Raw genomic sequence first — 19448 nt, 5'->3', positions numbered from 1 at the left:
TGATACACAGATGGATACGAATCCCTATTATGATGAAAAACAACAGAACTACTACGAAGGCCTGAATCCTTATTTATTGAACAAAATAGACGAAAACTGGCGGACAGTGCTTGATGTCGGCTGCGGCACAGGCAATTTAGGAGCGGCGATCGAAGACCGCGGAATAACGGTTTACGGCATTGAAGCGTATCCCGAAGCCGCAAAAAAGGCGGAAAGCAAATTGAGCCACGTGCTTTGCGGCGACATTGAATCCGCCATTCTTCCGTACGAATCAGAGCAATTCGACTGCATGCTGTTCGGAGACGTTCTTGAGCATCTTATCGACCCGTGGTCCGTGCTGAAAAAGCTTCGTCCTTATGTAAAAAAAGACGGCACGGTGCTTGCATGCATACCGAATGTCGGCCACATCTCAGTGGTGCTGGAGCTTTTAGCCGGCAAATGGACTTACAGTGACGCCGGATTAATGGATCAGACCCACCTGCGTTTTTTTACCCGTGAAGAGATGCTTTCATTATTTAAAGCCGCCGGCTATGAGGTGAAACGCATTGAGGCGATCCGCGTTGATCACCCCACTTACCACAAAGCCATCGCATCATTGCACGAAGTATGCGTACAGCTTGGCATAAGGCATGACTTTATGACAGAAGCATCGGCGTATCAATATGTGATTGAGGCCGAGAGGAGCATGTAATGGATGCACATTCATTTCTGTTTGTCGTCTGTGTGAATGACGAGTCGCTGTACTCCCGGTGCAAAAGCCATATCATGCAGCTTACCGTCCCCCCTTCATACTCCGTTGATATCATGCCGATATACGATTCAGCAAGCATGGCCTCGTCCTACAACAAAGCGCTGAAACACCCCTCCAAATATAAAATTTATCTGCATCAGGATACTTTTATCATTCATCAGCATTTCCTTCATGACATGCTTCATATCTTTCAATCTCATCAGGAGCTCGGCCTTCTCGGTGTCGCCGGCTGCAAAACCCTGCCGCCGAACGGCATTTGGTGGGAAAGCGGAGAGCGGATGGGAAAAGTGATTGAATACCGGGGGAATGCTTATCACCCCTTGGACTTTGAGCACGGTGATGAAGACGGCCTGTTTACGCCCGCTGACGCCATTGACGGCTTGTTAATGGCGGCTCAATATGACGTGGAGTGGCGGGAGGATTTGTTCCGCGGCTTTCATTTTTACGACACATCACAGTCGCTTGAATTTCAAAAACACGGCTATCAAGTCGGCGTCGCCTGCCAAAAAGACCCTTGGTGCCTTCATTTTTGCGGCGACTCATTTGACGCCGCGGCATATGAAGCGGACAGACAAACATTTGTCAAACACTATATGGCAAAGCCCTCTCGCTGATCGAGAGGGCTTTTTACGGGTTAACGTTTATTCAGTTCCCGCTCAATGATTTGTTCAAAGGTTTCCTTTCCCGCCGCGCCAGGGATTCTCTCATCGCCGATGATAAACGTCGGCACTGCCGTAATGCCGGCTTCCTCATAAGCATGGCGGAGCGCTTCCTGCTGTACGTGTCTGTACGCTCTTGTCTCAAGCGCCTCTTTGAAGGCAGCACCGTCAAGTCCCGCTTCTTCCGCAAGCTTTGTCAGCACGCCAACGTCACCGATATTTTGTTCTTCCTGAAAGAACGCCTGAAAAACGCGTGTATGGTATTCGCTTCCTTTCCCATGTTCCTTTGCGAAATGAAAGCCTTCAAATGCCAAATCCGTGTAAGGATGCGGTGACACGCGGGGGAACGTGATGTCAACGCCTAACGACTGCGCCATCGGCTCAATGGAGTTTTTCCACATCTGCCGCTTGGCGGGATCATTCACCGGATCAAGTTTCGGCGAGGGGCTCGGACGCAATTCAAACGGCATCCATTCCACCTGTACGTCCTTGTCCTTGATTGCTTCTTCAAACGCCGCTTTGCCGACAAAGCAAAACGGACATACATAATCAGAATATACTTTAATCTGCAGTGTCATTGTAAGTCTCCTTTCCTATTCATTTTAAGCTGTAACACATATAGTTACAAGTGTTTTTTTAAAAACACCCTCCATATGGAAGGTGTCACGATTCCAGCAGCCTTTGGGCGATATATTCTCCTTTTTTACAGCCGCCGGGACAGGCGAATAAGGAAGAGCCGATCGTTTGTGTGTATTCATTCAGCGCATCCTTTGCCGCCAAAGCCTTCAGCATCGGGACAAATTGGCGGTCCGGGTCTTTTTGAAAGCAGATAAACAGCAGGCCTGCGTCAACATAGCCCGTCTTCGGATCAATTCCGTCCGTATAGGAAAATGCCCGGCGCAGAATCTGTCTGCCGGTTGATTTTGCCACGCTGACATGCGAGTCGGCGGGAATTTGATTCAGCTTCACGGGATCGGTTTCCTTTTTTTGTCCGAAAGGCGCGCCCGAGCTTTTCACCCGCCCGAACGTGTCCTCTTGTTCCTTCAAGGATGAACGGTCCCATATATCTAAAAACATCTTAATTTTCCTAAACGCCATGTACGTGCCGCCCGTCATCCAGTCCGGCTCCCCTGATTGAACCCAAACGATCGAATTCATCAGGTTTTCATCCTTCGTGCTTTGGTTGCCGGTGCCGTCTTTGAATCCGAAGAGGTTGCGCGGTGTTTCTCCGTTTTTCCCGCCGCTTAAGAAACCTTTATTGAGAAAGCGGACTTCGCACACCCCCGATGCCTGTTTGATCAGGTTGCGCACCGCGTGAAACGCCGTTTGTTCATTATCCGCGCAGACCTGTATGACGATATCACCGCCGCCTTGTTCCTTATCGAGCTTGTCGTTAGGCATCGGCGGAATATCGGCGAGGTGCTTCGGTTTTTTATCCTTCAGTCCGAAGCGGTCTTTCCCGTCTTTCTCGAAAAACCCGGGGCCGAAGCCGAAGGTAACGGTCAAATTCGCCGGTGCCAGATCCTGCGACTCCCCGGTATCCTGCGGAGGCATATCTTTATTTTTCTGTTCGCCCGACGGGACGGCGCCTGAAGTCAGCAGCTGCGTCAGGCTTGTCCAATGTTTGAAAAGGGAGATGACATCGGCTTTGTCGCTTGACATGACATCAAGCGCCGCAAAATACACATACGTCTGATGCACCGTTGTGATTCCTGCTTGGTGCTTTCCGTAAAAAGGAACGATTTGATCACGATCACTTTTTCCTTCACTCTTCTTTGAAGCGGTGGCCGCCGGTTTGAAGAGCGGCGCGAGTCCTCCGAGGCCGCTCGCTCCGACAGCAACGGCGGCGCCCGCGACGGCGCCCCACTTCAGGACATCCCGTCTGTGGATCTGTTTTTCCTTGTTATGTTCATCGCTCATGCTGTGTCTTAACTCCTTTTAAAGCACATCGGCAATCTTCGACATGGTTTCAGAAAGGGCCGTCAGCTTTGTGCTTATCTCTCTGATTTGATCTGTACTTAATGTATCACAGGACGTATACGATTGATCGCACGTTTTGTATTTCGACATCAAAACTTCAAATTCGCTGAATTCCGCATTAAGTTTTTCCGTGACCTCGAAATGATCTCTCACTGCGCGCTTTTCACTGTTTTATAGAGGGCTTTTGAGCCTTCGGCGCCGACGGTGATTGGTTCAGGCGTCACTTTGAGCGAAACGATAGAGCCATCAAACGCTTCGGTCGATATTGCAAGCTGATTGCCCTGTTCTTGACATACGGCTTATATTCTCCAAGGTCCGTCACTGCCTTTTTGCGCAAACAAGAAAAGGGCCGCCCTATCGGGACAGCCCTGCTTTGGAGTGCCGAATTTCCTCTGAAAACTTGCGCGCCGCCGCTTTTGGATCTTCGGCTTGGCTGATGGCGCTGATCATGCTGACGCCGTCTGCACCCGCTTCAATGACGGGCGCCGCGTTGTTAGCCGTAATGCCGCCGATTCCTACAATCGGAATGGTGATGCCCTGACGCCGCACCTCTTCAATCAATGTAACGCCCTGCACAGCTTCAGCATCTTTTTTTGTTTCGGTCGGATAGACCGGGCCCATTCCGACGTAATCGGCTCCGGCTTCTTCCGCCCGCTTCACCTCGGAGACGTTATGTGCTGACACACCGAGAATCATATCGCCGATTGCCTCTCTCGTTTCTTCGGCGTCTGCGTCATCCTGTCCGATATGCACTCCGTCCGCCTCAAGGCGCAAGGCCAATTCGACATCATCATTAATGATGAAAGGAATCCCGGCCTGCCTGCAGACATCCTGCACCTGCTTCGCGAACAGGACACGTTCATCCCCTGTTAAAGAACCGCTCCCCTTTTCCCGAAATTGAAAAAGCGTAGCGCCGCCCTCAATGGCTTTTTTCACCACGGAAACGGGGTCTGCGCTTGTATTGTTTGATCCCATAATAAAATAAACCGATAACATATCCTTCATCATTTCCCGAGAAATACGCGTCATTTTTCTGTCACCCTTTCAATTGCAGCAAGCTCGGCCGCTTCTTGTTCTGAGATGCTTGCCAGCTTGTTTAAAAGCTCAATCTGGAAGCTGCCCGGCCCCTTATGGGAGGTGTCCAGAGCGGCAAGCTGAGCGGCGCTTCCGTATACAGAAACGGCTGAAACGGCCGCTTGCAGAACGTCCTTCTCCGCTGCGCAGAAGGCTCCGATTACAGACGTCAGCAGGCATCCCGCCCCCGTCACCTTCGTCAGCAGTTTATCACCGTTATGTACGGCGTATGTGTCGGTGCCGTCCGAGATGACGTCGGTTTTTCCGGTAATCGCAATGACCGTCTTCATCCTGCTTGCAGCCGTCTTAGCGAGCTGAACCACATCTCCTCCGGCTTCCCCCGCATCCACGCCTTTTATCTTCCAATCAGGGGCGCCGGCAATATTGGCGATTTCCGCGGCATTTCCGCGAATGACGGACAAGCGGACCTCCTGTATGATCTTGCTGGCTGATGCCGTCCGAAACGGCGTGGCGCCGGCGCCTACCGGATCAAAAATGACCGGAACACCGTTTTCATTGGCCGATTTTCCGGCTGCGATCATAGCTTCAACCGACGCCGAACTGAGGGTGCCTATATTCAGGACGAGCGCTCCGGCGATTTTCGCCATGTCGGCGGCCTCCTCAATTGCATAAGCCATAACGGGCGATGCGCCGAGCGCGAGCAGTCCGTTAGCGGTGAAGTTCGTGACGACATTATTGGTGATACTGTGAACGAGCGGGTTTTGATCCCGCACTTTACTCAAGTGTTGAGCTGCGGTTTGTGCATCCATGCTTAATCATCCTTTTTTCTCTTTTTCGGATTCCATAAATACGATTTCGTATGCTCCAGCCAGGCTCTGGCGGCAAAGGACATATAGCGGTCTTTCCGCCAAATGATGGCTAAATGCCACGGAATGACCGGATGAACGAGCGGAATGGTTCTGACTTTGTCAGGATCAAGACCGCGGCAGATTCTTTCCGGCAAGAGGCCGATGCCGAGATTGGCCGATACCATTTCGCTGATAAAGTCCCACTGTGACGTTTCATAAATGACGTGCGGCCTGAATCCGGCTTTCACGCATTCCGTCATAATTCGATTATGAAGGACAAAATCCTCCCTGAAAAATATGAACGGCTCTTCTTTCAATTCGTGAAGACTGCATTCTTTCTCGTCAGCGAGCCGATGTGACGGATGGACGACGAGCATAAGGGTTTCCTTGACGATTGTGAACGTATGAAAAATTTCTTCATTCGCGGGAAGCACGACGACCCCGATATCAAGCGAGCCGTCCTCAACCCCTTGCTGCACTTTAATAGAGCCGTCCTCAACAAGCTGAAACGTCACATCGGGATATGTGACGCGGAAGTCACCGAGCACTCTCGGGAAAAAGCCGGACCCGATCATCGGCGGAAGACCGATGCGGACGTGCCCTTTCTTCACTTCCATAATATCGTTCAGCTCTGACGTCAGGTTTTGGAATGACTTTGTGATTTCCTGCGCCTGCACATACATGCTCTGCCCGGCGTCAGTCAGTTCAACTTGCCGGCCATTGCGGTAAAACAGCTTAATGCCGAGCTCCGTCTCCAGGTTTTTAATCATTTTTGAGATTGTCGGCTGTGAAACATACAGCGACTGTGAAGCCTTCGTAAAGCTTTTCAAACGGGCCACTTCCAAGAAATACGTTAAGTGCCGGATATCCATTACATTTCATCCTTTCTATAGACAAAAGGAATACACATTATTCTTTATATGTATTTTACCTATAGCAAAACCTTCTGTACAATATAAATATAAGGGAGGCATCATTATGAAAAAATTGTTGCTTACCGTTATTCAAATCGCTCTGCTGTTTATATTTGCGCGTCTGATCAATTGGGTCACGGCGGCTCTTCATATAAATATTCCCGGCAGTATAATCGGGATTGTGATTCTTTTCACATTATTGCATTTCAAGATTATCAAACTTGAATGGATTGAGCTTGGCGCAGCATGGCTCCTCGGTGAGCTGCTGCTGTTTTTCATCCCGTCTGCCGTCGGAGTGATTGAATACGGAGATATTATGTCTAAATTCGGCGTAAGCATTTTACTTGTCGTCGTCATCAGCACATTTGTCGTGATGGTTTCAACAGGTACGCTTACACAGCTGATAGCAAAAAGAAAGGAGAAAAAACAAACGTGTTCATCGGAATCATAAGTTTATTCTTAACTGTCTTAGTATATTTGGGCGCGAAAAAACTTTACACTCGTTTTCCGCGGGTGTATACGTCGCCGCTTCTGATTACGCCCGCTGTTTTAGTCGTACTGCTGCTTCTTGTCAATGTCCCGTATCAGACATACAATCTCGGCGGCGGACTGCTGACCGATATGCTTCAGCCGGCAACAGTGGCGTTCGCCATCCCGCTTTATAAATATTTCCCGATTTTAAAGAAATACGCCGTGGAAATTATTTTGAACGTAGCGGTCGGTTCATGTATCGCCATTCTGTCAACGGCCTTTATCGCCAAATGGTTCCATCTCGGCAGCAGCTTAGTCGACAGTCTCGTGCCGCGATCCGTGACGACGCCGATTGCCATGAACGTTTCAGAAATGATCGGCGGGATGCCGGCCGTTACAGCGGTTTTCGTCATTTTAACGGCTTTATTGGGAACGATCATCGGGCCGATGGTCATCCGCTATTTCCGCATTGATAACGAAATTGCCCGGGGCGTGCTGCTCGGAACCAGCGCGCACGGAGCGGGAACATCTAAAGCATTTGAGCTCAGCTCCGTATCAGGAACGATCTCAAGCGTGTCCATGATTCTCGCCGCGATTATGACACTGTGCGCGGCCCCGATTTTGCTTTCGTTTATGTCATAAAAGACTGCTCCTTACAGAGCGGTCTTTTTTTATTTGCTATGAAGGATTGATTTGTCTGTCCTTCATAAAAAGACGAAAACACGATATGATAAGATATGAAGTGAAAAGACTGAAGAACGGATGTGTCATATGAACGGCCAGCAGCGAAGCAGCATCAGAAAAGGACTTGAAGTCGATATCGTCCTGAAAGCCGATCAGCGTTCAGGAAAGCTGACAAGAGGAATCGTGAAGGATATTTTGACGAACTCAAGCTTCCACCCGCGCGGCATTAAGGTCCGCCTTGAAGACGGGCGAATCGGCCGGGTGCAGCACATTATTGAATAGAAAAAAGCCGGAGCTTCACGCCCGGCTTTTTTTCTTTAATTTCAGCAATGAAATCCTCATATGTTCTCCCTTTATATACAAAAAATCTTTAACCAACTATTGACTCTTACGCTGCGTAATACTTTAGAGTAGCCATTAAGGAGGCGGCAAACGTGATGGGTATGAAAGTAAAAGAAGTAGCTGAACTGATTGGAGTAAGCATACGGACTCTCCATCATTACGATCAAATTGGATTATTGACTCCTCAGGAAACGACCGATTCCGGTTATCGGCTTTATTCTGAAGAGAATCTTGAACAGCTGCAGCAGATACTATTTTTCAAGGAGCTCGATTTCTCCTTAAAAGAGATTAAAGAAATCATTAATAGTCCTTCATTTAACCGAAGGGAGGCATTACTTTTACAAAAGAAAATGTTGATTGAGAAACGGAATAGAGTCGATAAGATGATTGAAACCATCGATAAATCAATCAAACATATGATGGGAGAGATTTGCATGACGAACAAAGAGCGGTTTGAGGGAATGAACTTCAATCATAATCTTTATGAACAAGAAGCTCGCAAACGGTGGGGTGATCAACCTGTCGATAAGGTAAATATTAGATTGAAAAACATGACTGATGGTGAGCAAAAAGATTTATCTGATAAGTGGACTGCAATGTTCAATAAATTTGCACTCCTTATTAACCAATCTCCCAAGTCCCCAGACGTACAAACAGCTATCAAAGAGTGGTTTGATTTTCTCAATGAAAATTTTGGTGAATATTCTTTTGATGCCTTTTACGGATTAGGTCAACTCTATATTGAAGATAAACGCTTCACTAAGAACATCGACCGGTATGGTGAAGGGTTGGCGAAGCTCATGAGTGATGCCATTACAATTTATATAGATAACCAAAAAAAGGGTGGTACCCATTAAAATCATTATCGAGGATACAATTGGGCAATACGAAACGTTATTTTCAATGATTGAAAATAGAGAAGATTATTATCGGTATTCAATGATGAAACCTTTTGAAGATATGTGGAAAAAGATGAATGTTCCCTTAAAGGCAAAGCAGCCTAACGGATATGATGTAATCATGGCTGCAAATATGCTGGGCTATCTGAGCATATTTGATACGGAAACCGGAAGAAAAGCATTAGAGAATCTAAAAGAAATTCAAGCTCTCCAAATTGCATATGATACTTTAACTCATTGTGTAGAATTTATCAAACAAAACCGCTTAAAAATAAATGCTGATGAAATAAGGTTTGGGATGTATTTGGCCAATCAAAAAAAGCTTGAGTTACATAGAGGGTATTGTGGATTCGGAGGAATTCCGGGATTTATTCAAGTTTCAATATTCCCCAATTCATATAACATACCGAGACTGCCTGCTGTAATCGCACATGAATTTCATCATAATATTCGTTTTTCGTATTTCAATTGGGATTATGGGAACGTAACGGTTGGGGATTACTTAATTATAGAGGGGCTGGCAGAATCGTTTGCCAAAGAACTTTACGGAGAAGCTCTGTTAGGTCCCTGGGTTACTTCTTTTGAAAAAGAAGACTTAGAATACTCAAAAGAAATCATCAAAGACTCATTAAATGTGAAAGGGTTTGCTGAGGTCAGCAGTTACATGTTTGGTGACACCTTTGCAGCCGAACAAGGTTATCAGCCTGTCGGCTTATCACCGTTTGCCGGTTATGCGGTTGGCTACCAAGCGGTGCAATCCTTCATGAAAGCCAACAATGTGGGCATTAGTGAGGCCACTTTACTTGGCACAGATGAGATACTAAGAAATAGCGGGTTGTTTCTTTAAGAATGAAGATTATTTTATCCCGTATTAAAGCGATGGAAGAGGGTTTTCTTTTCCCCTCTTTCCACGCTATAAATGATCATCCTATTTTTTCCGCAAGAAAACAACCTTCAAATAATTCCCTTCTTTAAACGCGGGAATCGTTTTGAAATCTTCCGGAAGCGTATATTCTTCCAAAATGTCGTAACGCTCATTTGTTTCTTTAAAGGCGGTCTCTATAAAGCCTTTAAATTTCTTCATATTGAAGGCGCTGCTGTTTGTCGAAGCGATGATGATGCCGCTTTTTGCAGTGATGGCGATCGTTTCCTTCAGCAGGTTTTTATAATCTTTCGCCGCGCTGAACGTCCGTTTTTTTGTGCGGGCGAAAGAAGGCGGATCAAGGATGATGAGGTCAAACTCCAGCCCTTTTTTTGCCGCATAGCCGAAGTATTTGAAAACATCCATGACCTTAATGTCATGCGCCTCATAATCAATTCCGTTGGCGCTGAACTGTTCAATCGTTTTTGCGAGACTGCGGTTGGCGACATCGACGCTGGTCGTTTTCTCAGCTCTGCCAAGCGCCGCCGCAACGGAAAATGCCCCCGTATAAGAGAACGTATTCAGCACCCGTCTGCCGTTTGCATACTTATCCCGAATCGCTTTGCGCACATGACGCTGGTCTAAGAAAATGCCCGTCATCGCCCCATCGTTTAAATCCACCGCGTACCGTATGCCGTTTTCTTGAACAATGACCGGAAAATCTCCTCTTTCGCCTTTGACAAAATCGTCGTCTTCCACGTATTGCCCGGCCGTATCGAATCGTTTCTTTTCATAGATCGCTTTATAAGAAAGCTCCAGGCCGTCAATCGCCTCCATCATGCTGTCCTTATAAGCGTAAATGCCTTTACTGTACCATTGAATCAGCAGATAACCGTCATAAAAGTCAATCGTGACGCCGCCGATGCCGTCGCCCTCACCGTTGAAAAGCCGGAACGCCGTCGTATCGGGCGCCTTAAACAGATGGGCTCTTGCTTCAGCCGCTTTTTTCAGCTTGTCCAGAAAGAAACGTCCGTCGATCCGTTCATCTCTCGCGCGGGACAGCACCCAGCCGACTCCTTTATTCTGCAAACCGTAATAGCCTTTTCCGATAAACTCACCCTTCTCGGATGTCACATCAAAAAGATCGCCCTCTGTTAAATGAGCCGAGCTTCCGGACAGAGCGTCTTTTTCAATCAGGGGGAATCCTTTTTTCAGCTTTCCGGCAAATGTATCTTTCACTGTAAGTAGCTTCATTGTGCATTCCTCTTTCGTTTTGCTTTCTCTTATCGTACCATAAAACATGATCAACACCGCATTGTCCCGAAAAATTCAAAACAGGGGGAAAACCATGACAGCCAAAAGAATCGACCATACAGGCATTATGGTCAAAGATATTGAAACATCCATCGCCTTTTACCAAGACGTTCTCGGTATGCAGTTAAAGGATCGTATCACTCATACGAACGGCATTATTGAACTTGCCTTTCTCGGCTTTCAAGAAGGGCCGGAGACAGAAATTGAGCTGATCCAGGGCTACAGCAGCGAGCTTCCCGCAGAAGGAAAAGTTCACCATGTCGCTTTATTAACTGAAGATATTGCGGCGGAGTTCACACATGCAAAGCGTCAGGGCGCCGTATTCATTGATGAAGAAATCACGACGCTTCCGAACGGGTACCGCTACTTTTACATTGAAGGACCTGACGGCGAATGGATCGAATTTTTCCAGCGTTAAAAAAAACGGGCGAAAGCGCCCGTTTTTTTATGTTTCTTCTGTGACGTTTTGTTCCGCCGCCCGTTCCTCTCTCCATTTTTGAAGATCCCAAATTCGGAAAAACGGATAATAGATGATAAATGTAATCAGGAGATTGATCAGCTGCATGACCGAACCGGAGATTTTCCCGCCCGTCGCCAAATAACCGGATATCAGCGGCGGCATCGTCCACGGCACGGCGATTCCCGCCGGTTTTGCCACCATTCCCGTGCTCATCCCGATGTACGTCGCCGTAATGGTCAAGAGCGGTGCGATGATAAAAGGCACGATTAACAGCGGATTCATGACGAGCGGCATCCCGAAAATAATCGGTTCGTTAATGTTAAAAATCGCGGGCCCGATGCCGAGACGGCCGAGCTGTTTCATCTGTTTGCTTCTGGAGCGCACAAGCATGGTCAGCACAAGGGCAAGCGTCGCTCCGCTTCCGCCGACATTAATCCATATTTGAAAGAACTGTGTCGTAAAAATGCTCGGCAGCGCTTCTCCCGCCTGAAAAGCCAAACGGTTGGCGTCCATCGCCCCGTACCAGATCGGCGACATGACGCCGCCGATAATGGACGCGCCGTGTATGCCGCACGACCAAAGCAGCATTTGCACGAATTCGGCGATAAGACTTCCGCCGAGACTCCCGCCCAAAATAGACAGCGGGGTGCCCAGCAGATCGCCTACGACATTGTGGAGGCTTTTAAAAGGAGTTATTTCAATAAACAGACGGGCCAGCCATACAAGCGTAATAATAATGAAACCGGGGATGAGCGCAACGAACGATTTGCTGACCGCAGGCGGCACTCCGTCAGGCATCTTAATAACGATATTTCTTTGTATGATAAACCGGTACACTTCCGTAGACAGCATTGCAATGATCATCGCGACAAACAGACCTTTGCTTCCGAGCAGCGAAATCGGAATACCGCCTCCCACCATAATCTCTGTTGCCGAGCCGTCAGGAATAAACGGAATCTGATACGGCGTCGCCAATAAAAAGGCGGCAAGGGCAATGGCTCCCGACGACAGGGCATCCACCTCATAGCTTTCCGCAAGCCGGTAAGCAATCCCAAAGGCGGCGACAAGCGCCATAATGTCAAAGGACGCATTCACGGGATACCCGAGCTTTTCAACCCAATTTTCACCGAAAAGACCAGCCATAAAGTCGGCATAACCGGGAATCGGAAGACTCGTCAGAATCAGAAAAACCGATCCGATGATGATAAGCGGCATTGTCAAAATAATGCCGTCCCGTAAAGCTCTTAAGTGCCTTTGACCGGCGACTTTTCCGGCGACAGGCATGATTTTTTCTTCCATGACCCGATTGAACGTACTCATTTATTCAAAAACCCCCTTTTTGAGTTCATTGCGCAGATGTCTTAAAGCATTTTCTCCATCATATTTTGGAAACGCTTACATTTGCATACAGAAATTTTCCTTATCCCTTAGGAAAAAAAGAATTCCGCACTGCCGATATATAAAGAAAAAGGGGGAATTGCAATGTATCACACCCTGAAACCGATAATGGCCGCGGCCTTGTGTGTCGGCCTGTTCTCCGCCGCGGCGCCCGCGCACGCCGAGACGCACGACCGGGACGTTATCGTGGTGTACAAAAATCAAAACGGCAAGGAATCCGCCATAGACAGCGGAGCGGATGTGGAACAGACTTATCAGCATCTCCCGGCAGTCGCCGTGTCAGCCGATTCACAAACGGTGAAAGACCTGAAACAGGACCCTGACATCTTATATGTAGAAGACAATGTATCCTTTCAGGCAGCAGGCGGTTCTGATATCCGCCCGTTATCAGCGTCCCAAAGCAGCAGTTACGCGCTGCCGCAATGGGATATAGAACCGACTCAGGTCAAGCAGGCGTGGAAAGAAGGCTTGACGGGAAAAAAAGTGAAAGTGGCTGTCATTGACAGCGGCATTTACCCTCATGATGACCTTTCCATTGCCGGAGGCTATTCCGCAGTCAGCTATACTTCCTCATACAAGGATGACAACGGACACGGGACGCATGTCGCCGGAATCATTGCGGCCAAACATGACGGATACGGCATTGACGGCATCGCGCCGGATGTCCGGTTATATGCGGTTAAAGCATTAGACAGAAAGGGTGCAGGGGATCTTAAAAGCCTTCTTAAAGCGATCGACTGGTCGATCGCCAACAAAATGGACATCATCAATATGAGCCTCGGAACTAACGCAGACAGCAAAATTCTTCACGACGCCGTAGACAAAGCATACAAAAAAGGAATCGTGATCGTAGCCGCCGCAGGAAACAACGGCAACAAAAAACCCGTCAATTATCCGGGCGCCTACAGCAGCGTAACGGCAGTCTCAGCGTCAACTGAAAAAAACGGGCTCGCGGCTTTTTCCACGACCGGAAAACAAATTGAATTTGCCGCACCCGGCACCAATATTACGAGCACGTATCTGAATCAAATGTACGCCGCGGCTGACGGCACATCTCAAGCCGCGCCGCACGTCACCGGCATGTTCGCGCTGCTCAGGCAGAAATATCCCGAGGAAACAAATACACAGCTCCGGCAGCAGATGCAGCAAAACATCAAAGATCTGGGCGCTCCCGGACGTGACAGCCGATTCGGGTACGGCCTGGTGCAATATCACGTAAAGCAAAAGAGTTTCGCCGAACGGGCCGTAATAAAAGCGGAAAAGACGAAAAAACAGGCAGATATCAATCAAGCAAAAACGGCAGTCAGCAAGCTGTCCAAGTCAAAGGGAAAAACCGCTCTCGAGGCGCGGATCAATAAAGTTCAGACGGCAAGAAATGTGACGGACGCAAGAGACAAAGTCCGGACTGCCGAAAAACAAAAGAAAAAAACCGCCGTCAATGCCGCACAAAGCGCCATCCGCAAATTACCGGCCGGTTCAGAGAAAAAAGGGCTGCAAAAGCGGCTTAACGCTGTCAACTCAAGCCTTTTGAAAACAGCTGAGGCCAGCGTCAAGCAGGCGGAAAAAAAGACCTCTGAGGCCAGCACCGCAAAAGCCCAAAAAGCAGTCAGCGAAATCCAGCCGGGAAAAGAAAAAACCGCTCTGGAAAAACGGCTTGACCGGATAAAAGATAAACTCAACCGGCAGCAGGCTAGAGACAAAGTAAAAGCGGCTGAAAAAACCAAGACGAAAAAAGCAAAATCAGCGGCGCAAACGGCAGTCAGCCGGTTGAAGCCGTCTGCCGAAAAGACCAGTCTGCAAAAACGCGTGCGTGCGATTCGGGTGAAATAATAAAAAAAACGCTTGAGAGCCGGATAGCGGCTTCACAAGCGTTTTCATCACACCTGCCTATTGGTTCATGGCCGGGCGGTCAATCGTGTTCCATTTCGTAAAGGACATATATCGGAAATAATGATCACGATACGGGTGCGAGGTGCCTGTATTCCAAGGCTTGTCGCTGCCGCAGAAATGGACGATGGCCGGTTCGGCACGTGTTTCTCTGTAACGGATACGGTCGATCAGTTCAGGAGGCGTTTTCTCATTCATGATAATATGCGTCTGCGCGTTCCAGCGCGGATGCAGTTCATGCCATTGATCATATAAGATCGCGTTAAGCGCGTCCTGATCATGAAACACGAGAAAATCCTCCGAGCTGTTTTCGTTGATAAAATCAATCACCTTTTCGGAAATATTTTGTTTTCTCCAAGGTTCGAAATCTATAATCATAATGCCGGAATTAAAATACTTGGCAGTGTCGCTGATATTCATTTTTTTCAGTCTTTCATGCTGTCCGGCGTCTTCTACCGCCGCAACTATTGCCGGGGAAATATCCAAGTCCCATAAAACCGAAATATCTTCCATCACAATTGCATCGCAATCAATGTAAATCATCCGCTTTACGGACTCATCCTTAATTAAATCAGGGATGGAAATGCGGTAATAAGCCGCTTTTGTAATGTGGCTGCTTTCGACTGCATGCTTGTATTGATCAGCGTCTACTTCTAAAAATTCAAGCGGCGTCCCGAATGACATCGCGGTCTGTTCAAGCTTGTCCTTGTTTTCGGCAGTAATTCCGCCGTCGATCACATATAATTTCGCATCCCTTGTTTTATCCATATTCATCAATAAAGAAGCGAACATCCCACCCAAATGACGAGCATAATGATCATCGGCACATGATACGATATGCATTGTTTCATTCTTTCCCACTGATATTCATCTCCCTTTTTGTTGTACAAATGTCTTTCCCTTTTTTTAAAAAGTAAACCTCGATCTTACACATTTTTTCTGCGGGAATGTGCTGTTTGCGATTTGATATCTTTTGCATTCTCTGTTAAAATTCATTTCATAGCTAATGATTCTGACAATAATAAGGAGCATGACGCCATTGACGAATCGCAACGATGCCGGATCAGACAATAAGAAGCCGAACAGGCCTTTTTCCGATCTATCCGGCCGAAACAAAGAGGCGGCCTATATTGCCGCTGCACTCTATCGGTCCGCCCAGCAGCTCCGTGTAAAAATGGAGAAAGAGGTGCTGTCGGCACACAAATTATCATGGACGGCGTTTTCCATCCTGTATGACCTTTGTGAATGGGAAACGCTTGATACAAGAAGGATAGCCGCTCTATCCGGAATTACCGCGGCGACGGCGAGCAATGTCCTGAACACTTTGGAGAAGAAGGGCTTATGCAGCAGACAAACGAACAAAAGAGACCGCAGGCTTGTATTCGTCAGTATTACCGATGAGGGCAGAAAGGTTATTGAAGACCTTTACCCCGACTTTCATCAGGGGGAAATTGAACTGACGGCCTGTCTGGATAAACAGGAACAAAAAACGCTGTCCGCCCTGCTGCAAAAAATCGCTGACAATTTCATAACATAGCAGCTATGACGGGAATCAGTAACGGATTGTCTCCCTGTTTCAGAGAGCCGGCGGATGGTGCAAGCCGGCACAAAGACAAACGTGAATTACCTCCCTGAGCTTTCTTTGTGAACTTCAGTAGCAAAGAACGGGAAACCGTTATTCGAATGAGCGGAAGACGTCGTCTTCAATCAGGGTGGTACCGCGTGCATACAGCCACGTCCCTTTTGGGATGCGGCTTTTTTGTTTGGCTAAAAAAAGGAGGATGTAAAAGATGGAATCAATCACTTTAACGAATGATCAGGAAAAAGAAGTGCAAAGGCAGCTGGATTTGTACATGACCGGCGCCGCGGACGTCATACCGCCTGAAGAATTGAGAAATAAAATCGCCAAATCAGTGACATCCGGCAAGCCGCTGAATATTAAACTCGGCCTTGATCCGTCCGCACCCGACGTCCACTTGGGCCATACCGTCGTGTTAAACAAACTGCGCCAATTTCAAGAAAACGGCCATATCATACAGCTTGTTATCGGGGACTTTACCGGAAAAATCGGTGATCCGACGGGGAAGTCGCAAGCCAGAAAACAGCTGACTGATGAAGAAGTCCAGCACAATGCCAAAACCTACTTTGAACAGTTTGGCAAGGTGCTGGATCAAGACAAAGTTGAACTTCACTGCAACTCAAAATGGCTGAAGACATTGAATCTGGAAGATGTGATTGAATTAGCGGGGAAAATTACTGTCGCCCGTCTGATGGAGCGCGACGACTTTGAGGAGCGCATCGCCATGCAAAAACCGATCTCACTTCACGAATTCTTTTACCCGCTGATGCAGGGTTACGATTCTGTCGTTCTCGAAAGCGATATCGAACTCGGCGGTACGGACCAGCATTTTAACGTGCTGATGGGCCGCCATTTCCAAGAACGCTACAAAAAAGAAAAGCAGGTCGTCATCCTCATGCCGCTTTTGGAGGGTCTTGACGGCGTTGAAAAAATGTCTAAATCAAAAAACAACTACATCGGTATTGACGAGCATCCGAACGACATGTACGGCAAAACGATGTCATTGCCGGACAGCCTGATGAAAACATATATTCATTTAGCGACAGACTTAGAGCCTGCGGAGAAAAAACAGATGGAGAAGGATTTGGAATCAGGAAAGCTTCATCCGAGAGATGCCAAAATGATCTTAGCGGGTACAATCGTCAGAATGTACCACGGCAGGAAAGCGGCGGATGCGGCAGAACAGCATTTCAAACGTGTCTTCCAGCAAAACAGCCTGCCTGAAGATATGAAAACCGTCATATGGGACGGAGAAAAGACCGTGCCCCTTATTGAGCTGCTCGTCACGATTGGACTCTTTTCTTCAAAAAGCGAAGCACGCCGTATGATTCAAAACGGCGGAGTCAAAGTGAACGGGGAGAAAACGGATGCCCTTCATACCGTCATTACCGCAGAAGACGGCATGACGATTCAGGTGGGCAAGCGAAAATTTGTACAGCTGCGCGTAAACGGATAAATAAACAGCCGGACTGCACATAAAAGCGGTCCGGCTGTTTGTGATGCGTCAATCGTTTAATCGACTTCTTTCTTAATCCCAAGCATCTTTTCGTCTAAATAATGGGCGATGTCCGCTGCTTCCTTCAGCTCGTCGGTCAGATGCTTTGGGACTTCGTTATTTAATTTGTAATAAATTTTATGTTCAAGACTCGCCCAAAAATCCATGGCGATGGTGCGGATTTGAATTTCCGCCTTCACATATTCCACACGATTCGTCAAATAAACGGGAATTTCAATAATCAAATGCAGGCTGCGGTAGCCGTTCGGCTTCGGATGTTTGATATAATCCTTCACCTTTACGATCTTCAGGTCCTTATGCTGCTTCAAAACCTCAGCGACATTATAAATATCGGAAATAAAGGAACAGATAATCCTGACACCCGCAATATCATGAATATGCTCTTTCATTTCCTGCGTCGTCACATCGCAGCCTTTGCGCATCAGTTTATTGACGATACTCTCGAAACTTTTTACGCGTGATTTTGTATGCTCGATCGGGTTATGCCCGTGAATCAAATTATATTCCTGGCTGATGATCGAAAACTTCGTATCCAGCTCATCTAAAGCGAATTTATAAACTAATAATTCATTTTTCCAATCTTCCATGACCGTTTTCAAATCATCCATATGGGCTGTTGACAAGTCCATTTTTTTCATCTCCTTGCTTTGCTGTCCGTATATAAGACGGGTCAGTCCTCAGTCAGGTTCTTTACAAAATCATGAAGATTATTTCATAAAAAAAAGCAAATGCCGGTTATGGCATTTGCCTTTTCATTTGATCAGCGGAAATAACTGATCAGGAGTCCGATTGAAAGCAGGAATCCGAAAAATGTATTGGTTTGCGCCGTTGATTTCATCGCAATAATCATGTTCATCGGCATTTCGTTTTTCACAAAGCCTTTCACGGCCTGAACGGGTTTCGGCACGCTCAGGAAGACCAGGAACAGCCACGGGCTTGTGTAACCCATGATGACAAGACCGACGATCCAGATGTAAGCGATGGCAAAAGATGCGGCCAGTATCATGACGGCTCCTCTATGCCCCATCAAAATGGCCAGCGTTTTACGTCCGCCCTTTTTATCTTCCTCAATATCACGGATATTGTTGGACAGGTTAATCGCTCCGACCAAGATGGCAATCGGGATGGAAATCAAAATGCTCTGTTCATTAATTCTGCCTGTCTGAATGAAGAAAGAAATAAGGACAAATACAGAGCCCATGCAAATGCCGGAGAACAGTTCCCCGAACGGTGTATACGCAATCGGCAGCGGGCCGCCCGTATACAGATAGCCGATCAGCATGCCGGCAAGGCCGATAACCGCAAGCCACCAGCTGCTGCTTATGCAGATATAAACACCGAGCACGAGGGCAATCGCATAAGAGCCGAGCGCCAGCTGCAAAATTGTTTTCGGCTTCATGCCGTGGCGGACGATCGCTCCGCCGATACCGACGGAATCCTCCGTATCTAAACCGCGTTTAAAATCGTAATATTCATTGAATAAGTTCGTGGCGATCTGAATCCAAAGGCAGGAAAACAGCATGGCCAAAAACAGCAGGAAATCAACCTTTACGTAAAACATCGCCAATACGGTGCCGAGAAGTACGGGCACAAACGATGCCGTCAATGTATGAGGGCGGGTTAGCTGCCACAAAATGCGGCCCATGCTTTCTTTCTCGGGCGTCTTTTGGCTGCCCCCCATATTGTTTTGATTCATTTTCCTCTTCCTTTCTATTAAAAGGCTTTCACAGTCAGCCGATAACAGTAGTGTTGAATTGGGGTTTTCACGTTTTCTGCTACCTTATCTATCATAATAATTTCTTCCTCATTTCACAAGATGCGGCGCTTTATCGGCTATCCTGCCGGAAAC

21 protein-coding genes, 1 pseudogene and 1 other annotated feature are annotated in these 19448 nt (G+C 47.5%); of the genes and pseudogenes, 11 read left to right on the top strand and 11 right to left on the bottom strand.

The features are described from left to right. Window positions 1-10 precede the first annotated feature (10 nt). Together CXL14_RS04810 and CXL14_RS04805 are read left to right on the top strand one after the other, a co-directional pair. On the top strand, window positions 11-691 hold the full coding sequence (locus tag CXL14_RS04810) for a class I SAM-dependent methyltransferase (RefSeq protein ID WP_065180323.1): 681 nt from the start codon (window positions 11-13) through the stop codon (window positions 689-691). Continuing rightward, window positions 691-1365, top strand: a complete 675-nt coding sequence (locus CXL14_RS04805) for a glycosyltransferase family protein (protein WP_089072471.1) — start codon at window positions 691-693, stop codon at window positions 1363-1365. Before CXL14_RS04810 ends, CXL14_RS04805 begins: the two co-directional genes overlap by 1 nt. Window positions 1366-1385: 20 nt before the next feature. Here the strand turns inward: CXL14_RS04805 and CXL14_RS04800 are convergent, their stop codons facing one another. The 6 genes and pseudogenes from CXL14_RS04800 to cidR all read right to left on the bottom strand — a co-directional run bounded on the left by CXL14_RS04800 (window position 1386) and on the right by cidR (window position 6145). After that, window positions 1386-1988 carry a DsbA family oxidoreductase gene (locus CXL14_RS04800; protein WP_014419194.1) on the bottom strand — a complete coding sequence of 201 codons (603 nt, stop codon included), beginning with the start codon at window positions 1986-1988 and terminating at the stop codon, window positions 1386-1388. Window positions 1989-2073: 85 nt separating this feature from the next. Further along, window positions 2074-3330 carry an iron uptake transporter deferrochelatase/peroxidase subunit gene (gene efeB, locus CXL14_RS04795; RefSeq protein ID WP_089072472.1) on the bottom strand — a complete coding sequence of 419 codons (1257 nt, stop codon included), beginning with the start codon at window positions 3328-3330 and terminating at the stop codon, window positions 2074-2076. A gap of 18 nt (window positions 3331-3348) precedes the next feature. Beyond that, window positions 3349-3668 (bottom strand): annotated as a pseudogene (locus tag CXL14_RS20575) (Efem/EfeO family lipoprotein); the annotation flags it as partial. Window positions 3669-3744: 76 nt separating this feature from the next. After that, entirely contained in the window at window positions 3745-4419 is a 675-nt protein-coding gene (gene thiE, locus CXL14_RS04785) for a thiamine phosphate synthase (RefSeq protein ID WP_089072473.1), read from the bottom strand. After that, entirely contained in the window at window positions 4416-5234 is an 819-nt protein-coding gene (gene thiM, locus CXL14_RS04780; RefSeq protein ID WP_014419198.1) for a hydroxyethylthiazole kinase, read from the bottom strand. The genes thiE and thiM overlap by 4 nt, the downstream gene beginning before the upstream one ends. A 2-nt stretch (window positions 5235-5236) precedes the next feature. Further along, entirely contained in the window at window positions 5237-6145 is a 909-nt protein-coding gene (gene cidR, locus CXL14_RS04775; RefSeq protein ID WP_003150908.1) for a cidABC operon transcriptional activator CidR, read from the bottom strand. 106 nt (window positions 6146-6251) lie between these two features. Here cidR and CXL14_RS04770 point away from each other — a divergent pair, with 106 nt between their 5' ends. The 5 genes from CXL14_RS04770 to CXL14_RS04750 all read left to right on the top strand — a co-directional run bounded on the left by CXL14_RS04770 (window position 6252) and on the right by CXL14_RS04750 (window position 9430). Continuing rightward, entirely contained in the window at window positions 6252-6638 is a 387-nt protein-coding gene (locus CXL14_RS04770) for a CidA/LrgA family holin-like protein (RefSeq protein ID WP_007407725.1), read from the top strand. Next, a complete protein-coding gene (locus tag CXL14_RS04765) occupies window positions 6620-7300 on the top strand; it encodes a CidB/LrgB family autolysis modulator (RefSeq protein ID WP_007407726.1) in 681 nt (226 codons plus the stop codon). The genes CXL14_RS04770 and CXL14_RS04765 overlap by 19 nt, the downstream gene beginning before the upstream one ends. Before the next feature lie 129 nt (window positions 7301-7429). Further along, on the top strand, window positions 7430-7624 hold the full coding sequence (locus CXL14_RS04760) for a YwbE family protein (RefSeq protein ID WP_003150901.1): 195 nt from the start codon (window positions 7430-7432) through the stop codon (window positions 7622-7624). A gap of 155 nt (window positions 7625-7779) precedes the next feature. Continuing rightward, window positions 7780-8541, top strand: a complete 762-nt coding sequence (locus tag CXL14_RS04755) for a MerR family transcriptional regulator (protein ID WP_029972922.1) — start codon at window positions 7780-7782, stop codon at window positions 8539-8541. After that, window positions 8528-9430, top strand: coding sequence for a DUF2268 domain-containing putative Zn-dependent protease (locus CXL14_RS04750; protein WP_088056382.1), 903 nt, complete (start codon window positions 8528-8530; stop codon window positions 9428-9430). Before CXL14_RS04755 ends, CXL14_RS04750 begins: the two co-directional genes overlap by 14 nt. A gap of 81 nt (window positions 9431-9511) precedes the next feature. On the opposite strand, the gene CXL14_RS04745 is transcribed toward CXL14_RS04750, so the two are convergent. Beyond that, entirely contained in the window at window positions 9512-10699 is a 1188-nt protein-coding gene (locus tag CXL14_RS04745; protein ID WP_101287705.1) for a class I SAM-dependent rRNA methyltransferase, read from the bottom strand. A 94-nt stretch (window positions 10700-10793) separates the two neighbouring features. Here CXL14_RS04745 and CXL14_RS04740 point away from each other — a divergent pair, with 94 nt between their 5' ends. Next, window positions 10794-11177 carry a glyoxalase GlxA gene (locus tag CXL14_RS04740; RefSeq protein ID WP_003150894.1) on the top strand — a complete coding sequence of 128 codons (384 nt, stop codon included), beginning with the start codon at window positions 10794-10796 and terminating at the stop codon, window positions 11175-11177. A 27-nt stretch (window positions 11178-11204) separates the two neighbouring features. On the opposite strand, the gene celB is transcribed toward CXL14_RS04740, so the two are convergent. Continuing rightward, window positions 11205-12539, bottom strand: coding sequence for a PTS cellobiose transporter subunit IIC (gene celB, locus CXL14_RS04735; protein WP_007407728.1), 1335 nt, complete (start codon window positions 12537-12539; stop codon window positions 11205-11207). 162 nt (window positions 12540-12701) lie between these two features. Here celB and CXL14_RS04730 point away from each other — a divergent pair, with 162 nt between their 5' ends. Then, entirely contained in the window at window positions 12702-14447 is a 1746-nt protein-coding gene (locus tag CXL14_RS04730) for a S8 family peptidase (RefSeq protein WP_014419205.1), read from the top strand. Window positions 14448-14504: 57 nt separating this feature from the next. On the opposite strand, the gene CXL14_RS04725 is transcribed toward CXL14_RS04730, so the two are convergent. After that, complete coding sequence (locus CXL14_RS04725; protein WP_007407730.1) at window positions 14505-15365, bottom strand: glycosyltransferase family 8 protein; 861 nt, start codon at window positions 15363-15365, stop codon at window positions 14505-14507. A gap of 178 nt (window positions 15366-15543) precedes the next feature. Between CXL14_RS04725 and CXL14_RS04720 the strand changes: the two genes are divergently transcribed. Further along, window positions 15544-16041, top strand: a complete 498-nt coding sequence (locus CXL14_RS04720) for a MarR family winged helix-turn-helix transcriptional regulator (RefSeq protein ID WP_014419207.1) — start codon at window positions 15544-15546, stop codon at window positions 16039-16041. Continuing rightward, window positions 16038-16249: a binding site (T-box leader), on the top strand. Its footprint overlaps the gene before it by 4 nt. Window positions 16250-16294: 45 nt before the next feature. Beyond that, window positions 16295-17539 (top strand): tyrosine--tRNA ligase, encoded by a 1245-nt coding sequence (tyrS, locus tag CXL14_RS04715; RefSeq protein WP_088056380.1) that lies wholly within the window; start codon window positions 16295-16297, stop codon window positions 17537-17539. Between the two features lie 56 nt (window positions 17540-17595). Here tyrS and CXL14_RS04710 read toward each other — a convergent pair whose 3' ends face one another. After that, complete coding sequence (locus CXL14_RS04710) at window positions 17596-18228, bottom strand: GTP pyrophosphokinase YwaC (RefSeq protein WP_007407732.1); 633 nt, start codon at window positions 18226-18228, stop codon at window positions 17596-17598. A 131-nt stretch (window positions 18229-18359) separates the two neighbouring features. Then, window positions 18360-19295, bottom strand: a complete 936-nt coding sequence (locus tag CXL14_RS04705; RefSeq protein ID WP_014419209.1) for a 1,4-dihydroxy-2-naphthoate polyprenyltransferase — start codon at window positions 19293-19295, stop codon at window positions 18360-18362. Window positions 19296-19448: the final 153 nt, after the last annotated feature.

The organism is Bacillus sp. SJ-10 (assembly GCF_002843505.1).
Classification (GTDB): Bacteria; Bacillota; Bacilli; order Bacillales; family Bacillaceae; genus Bacillus; species Bacillus velezensis.
The sequence above is the reverse complement of the archived record's forward strand: the minus strand, read 5'-3'. Positions and strand labels throughout refer to the sequence as shown.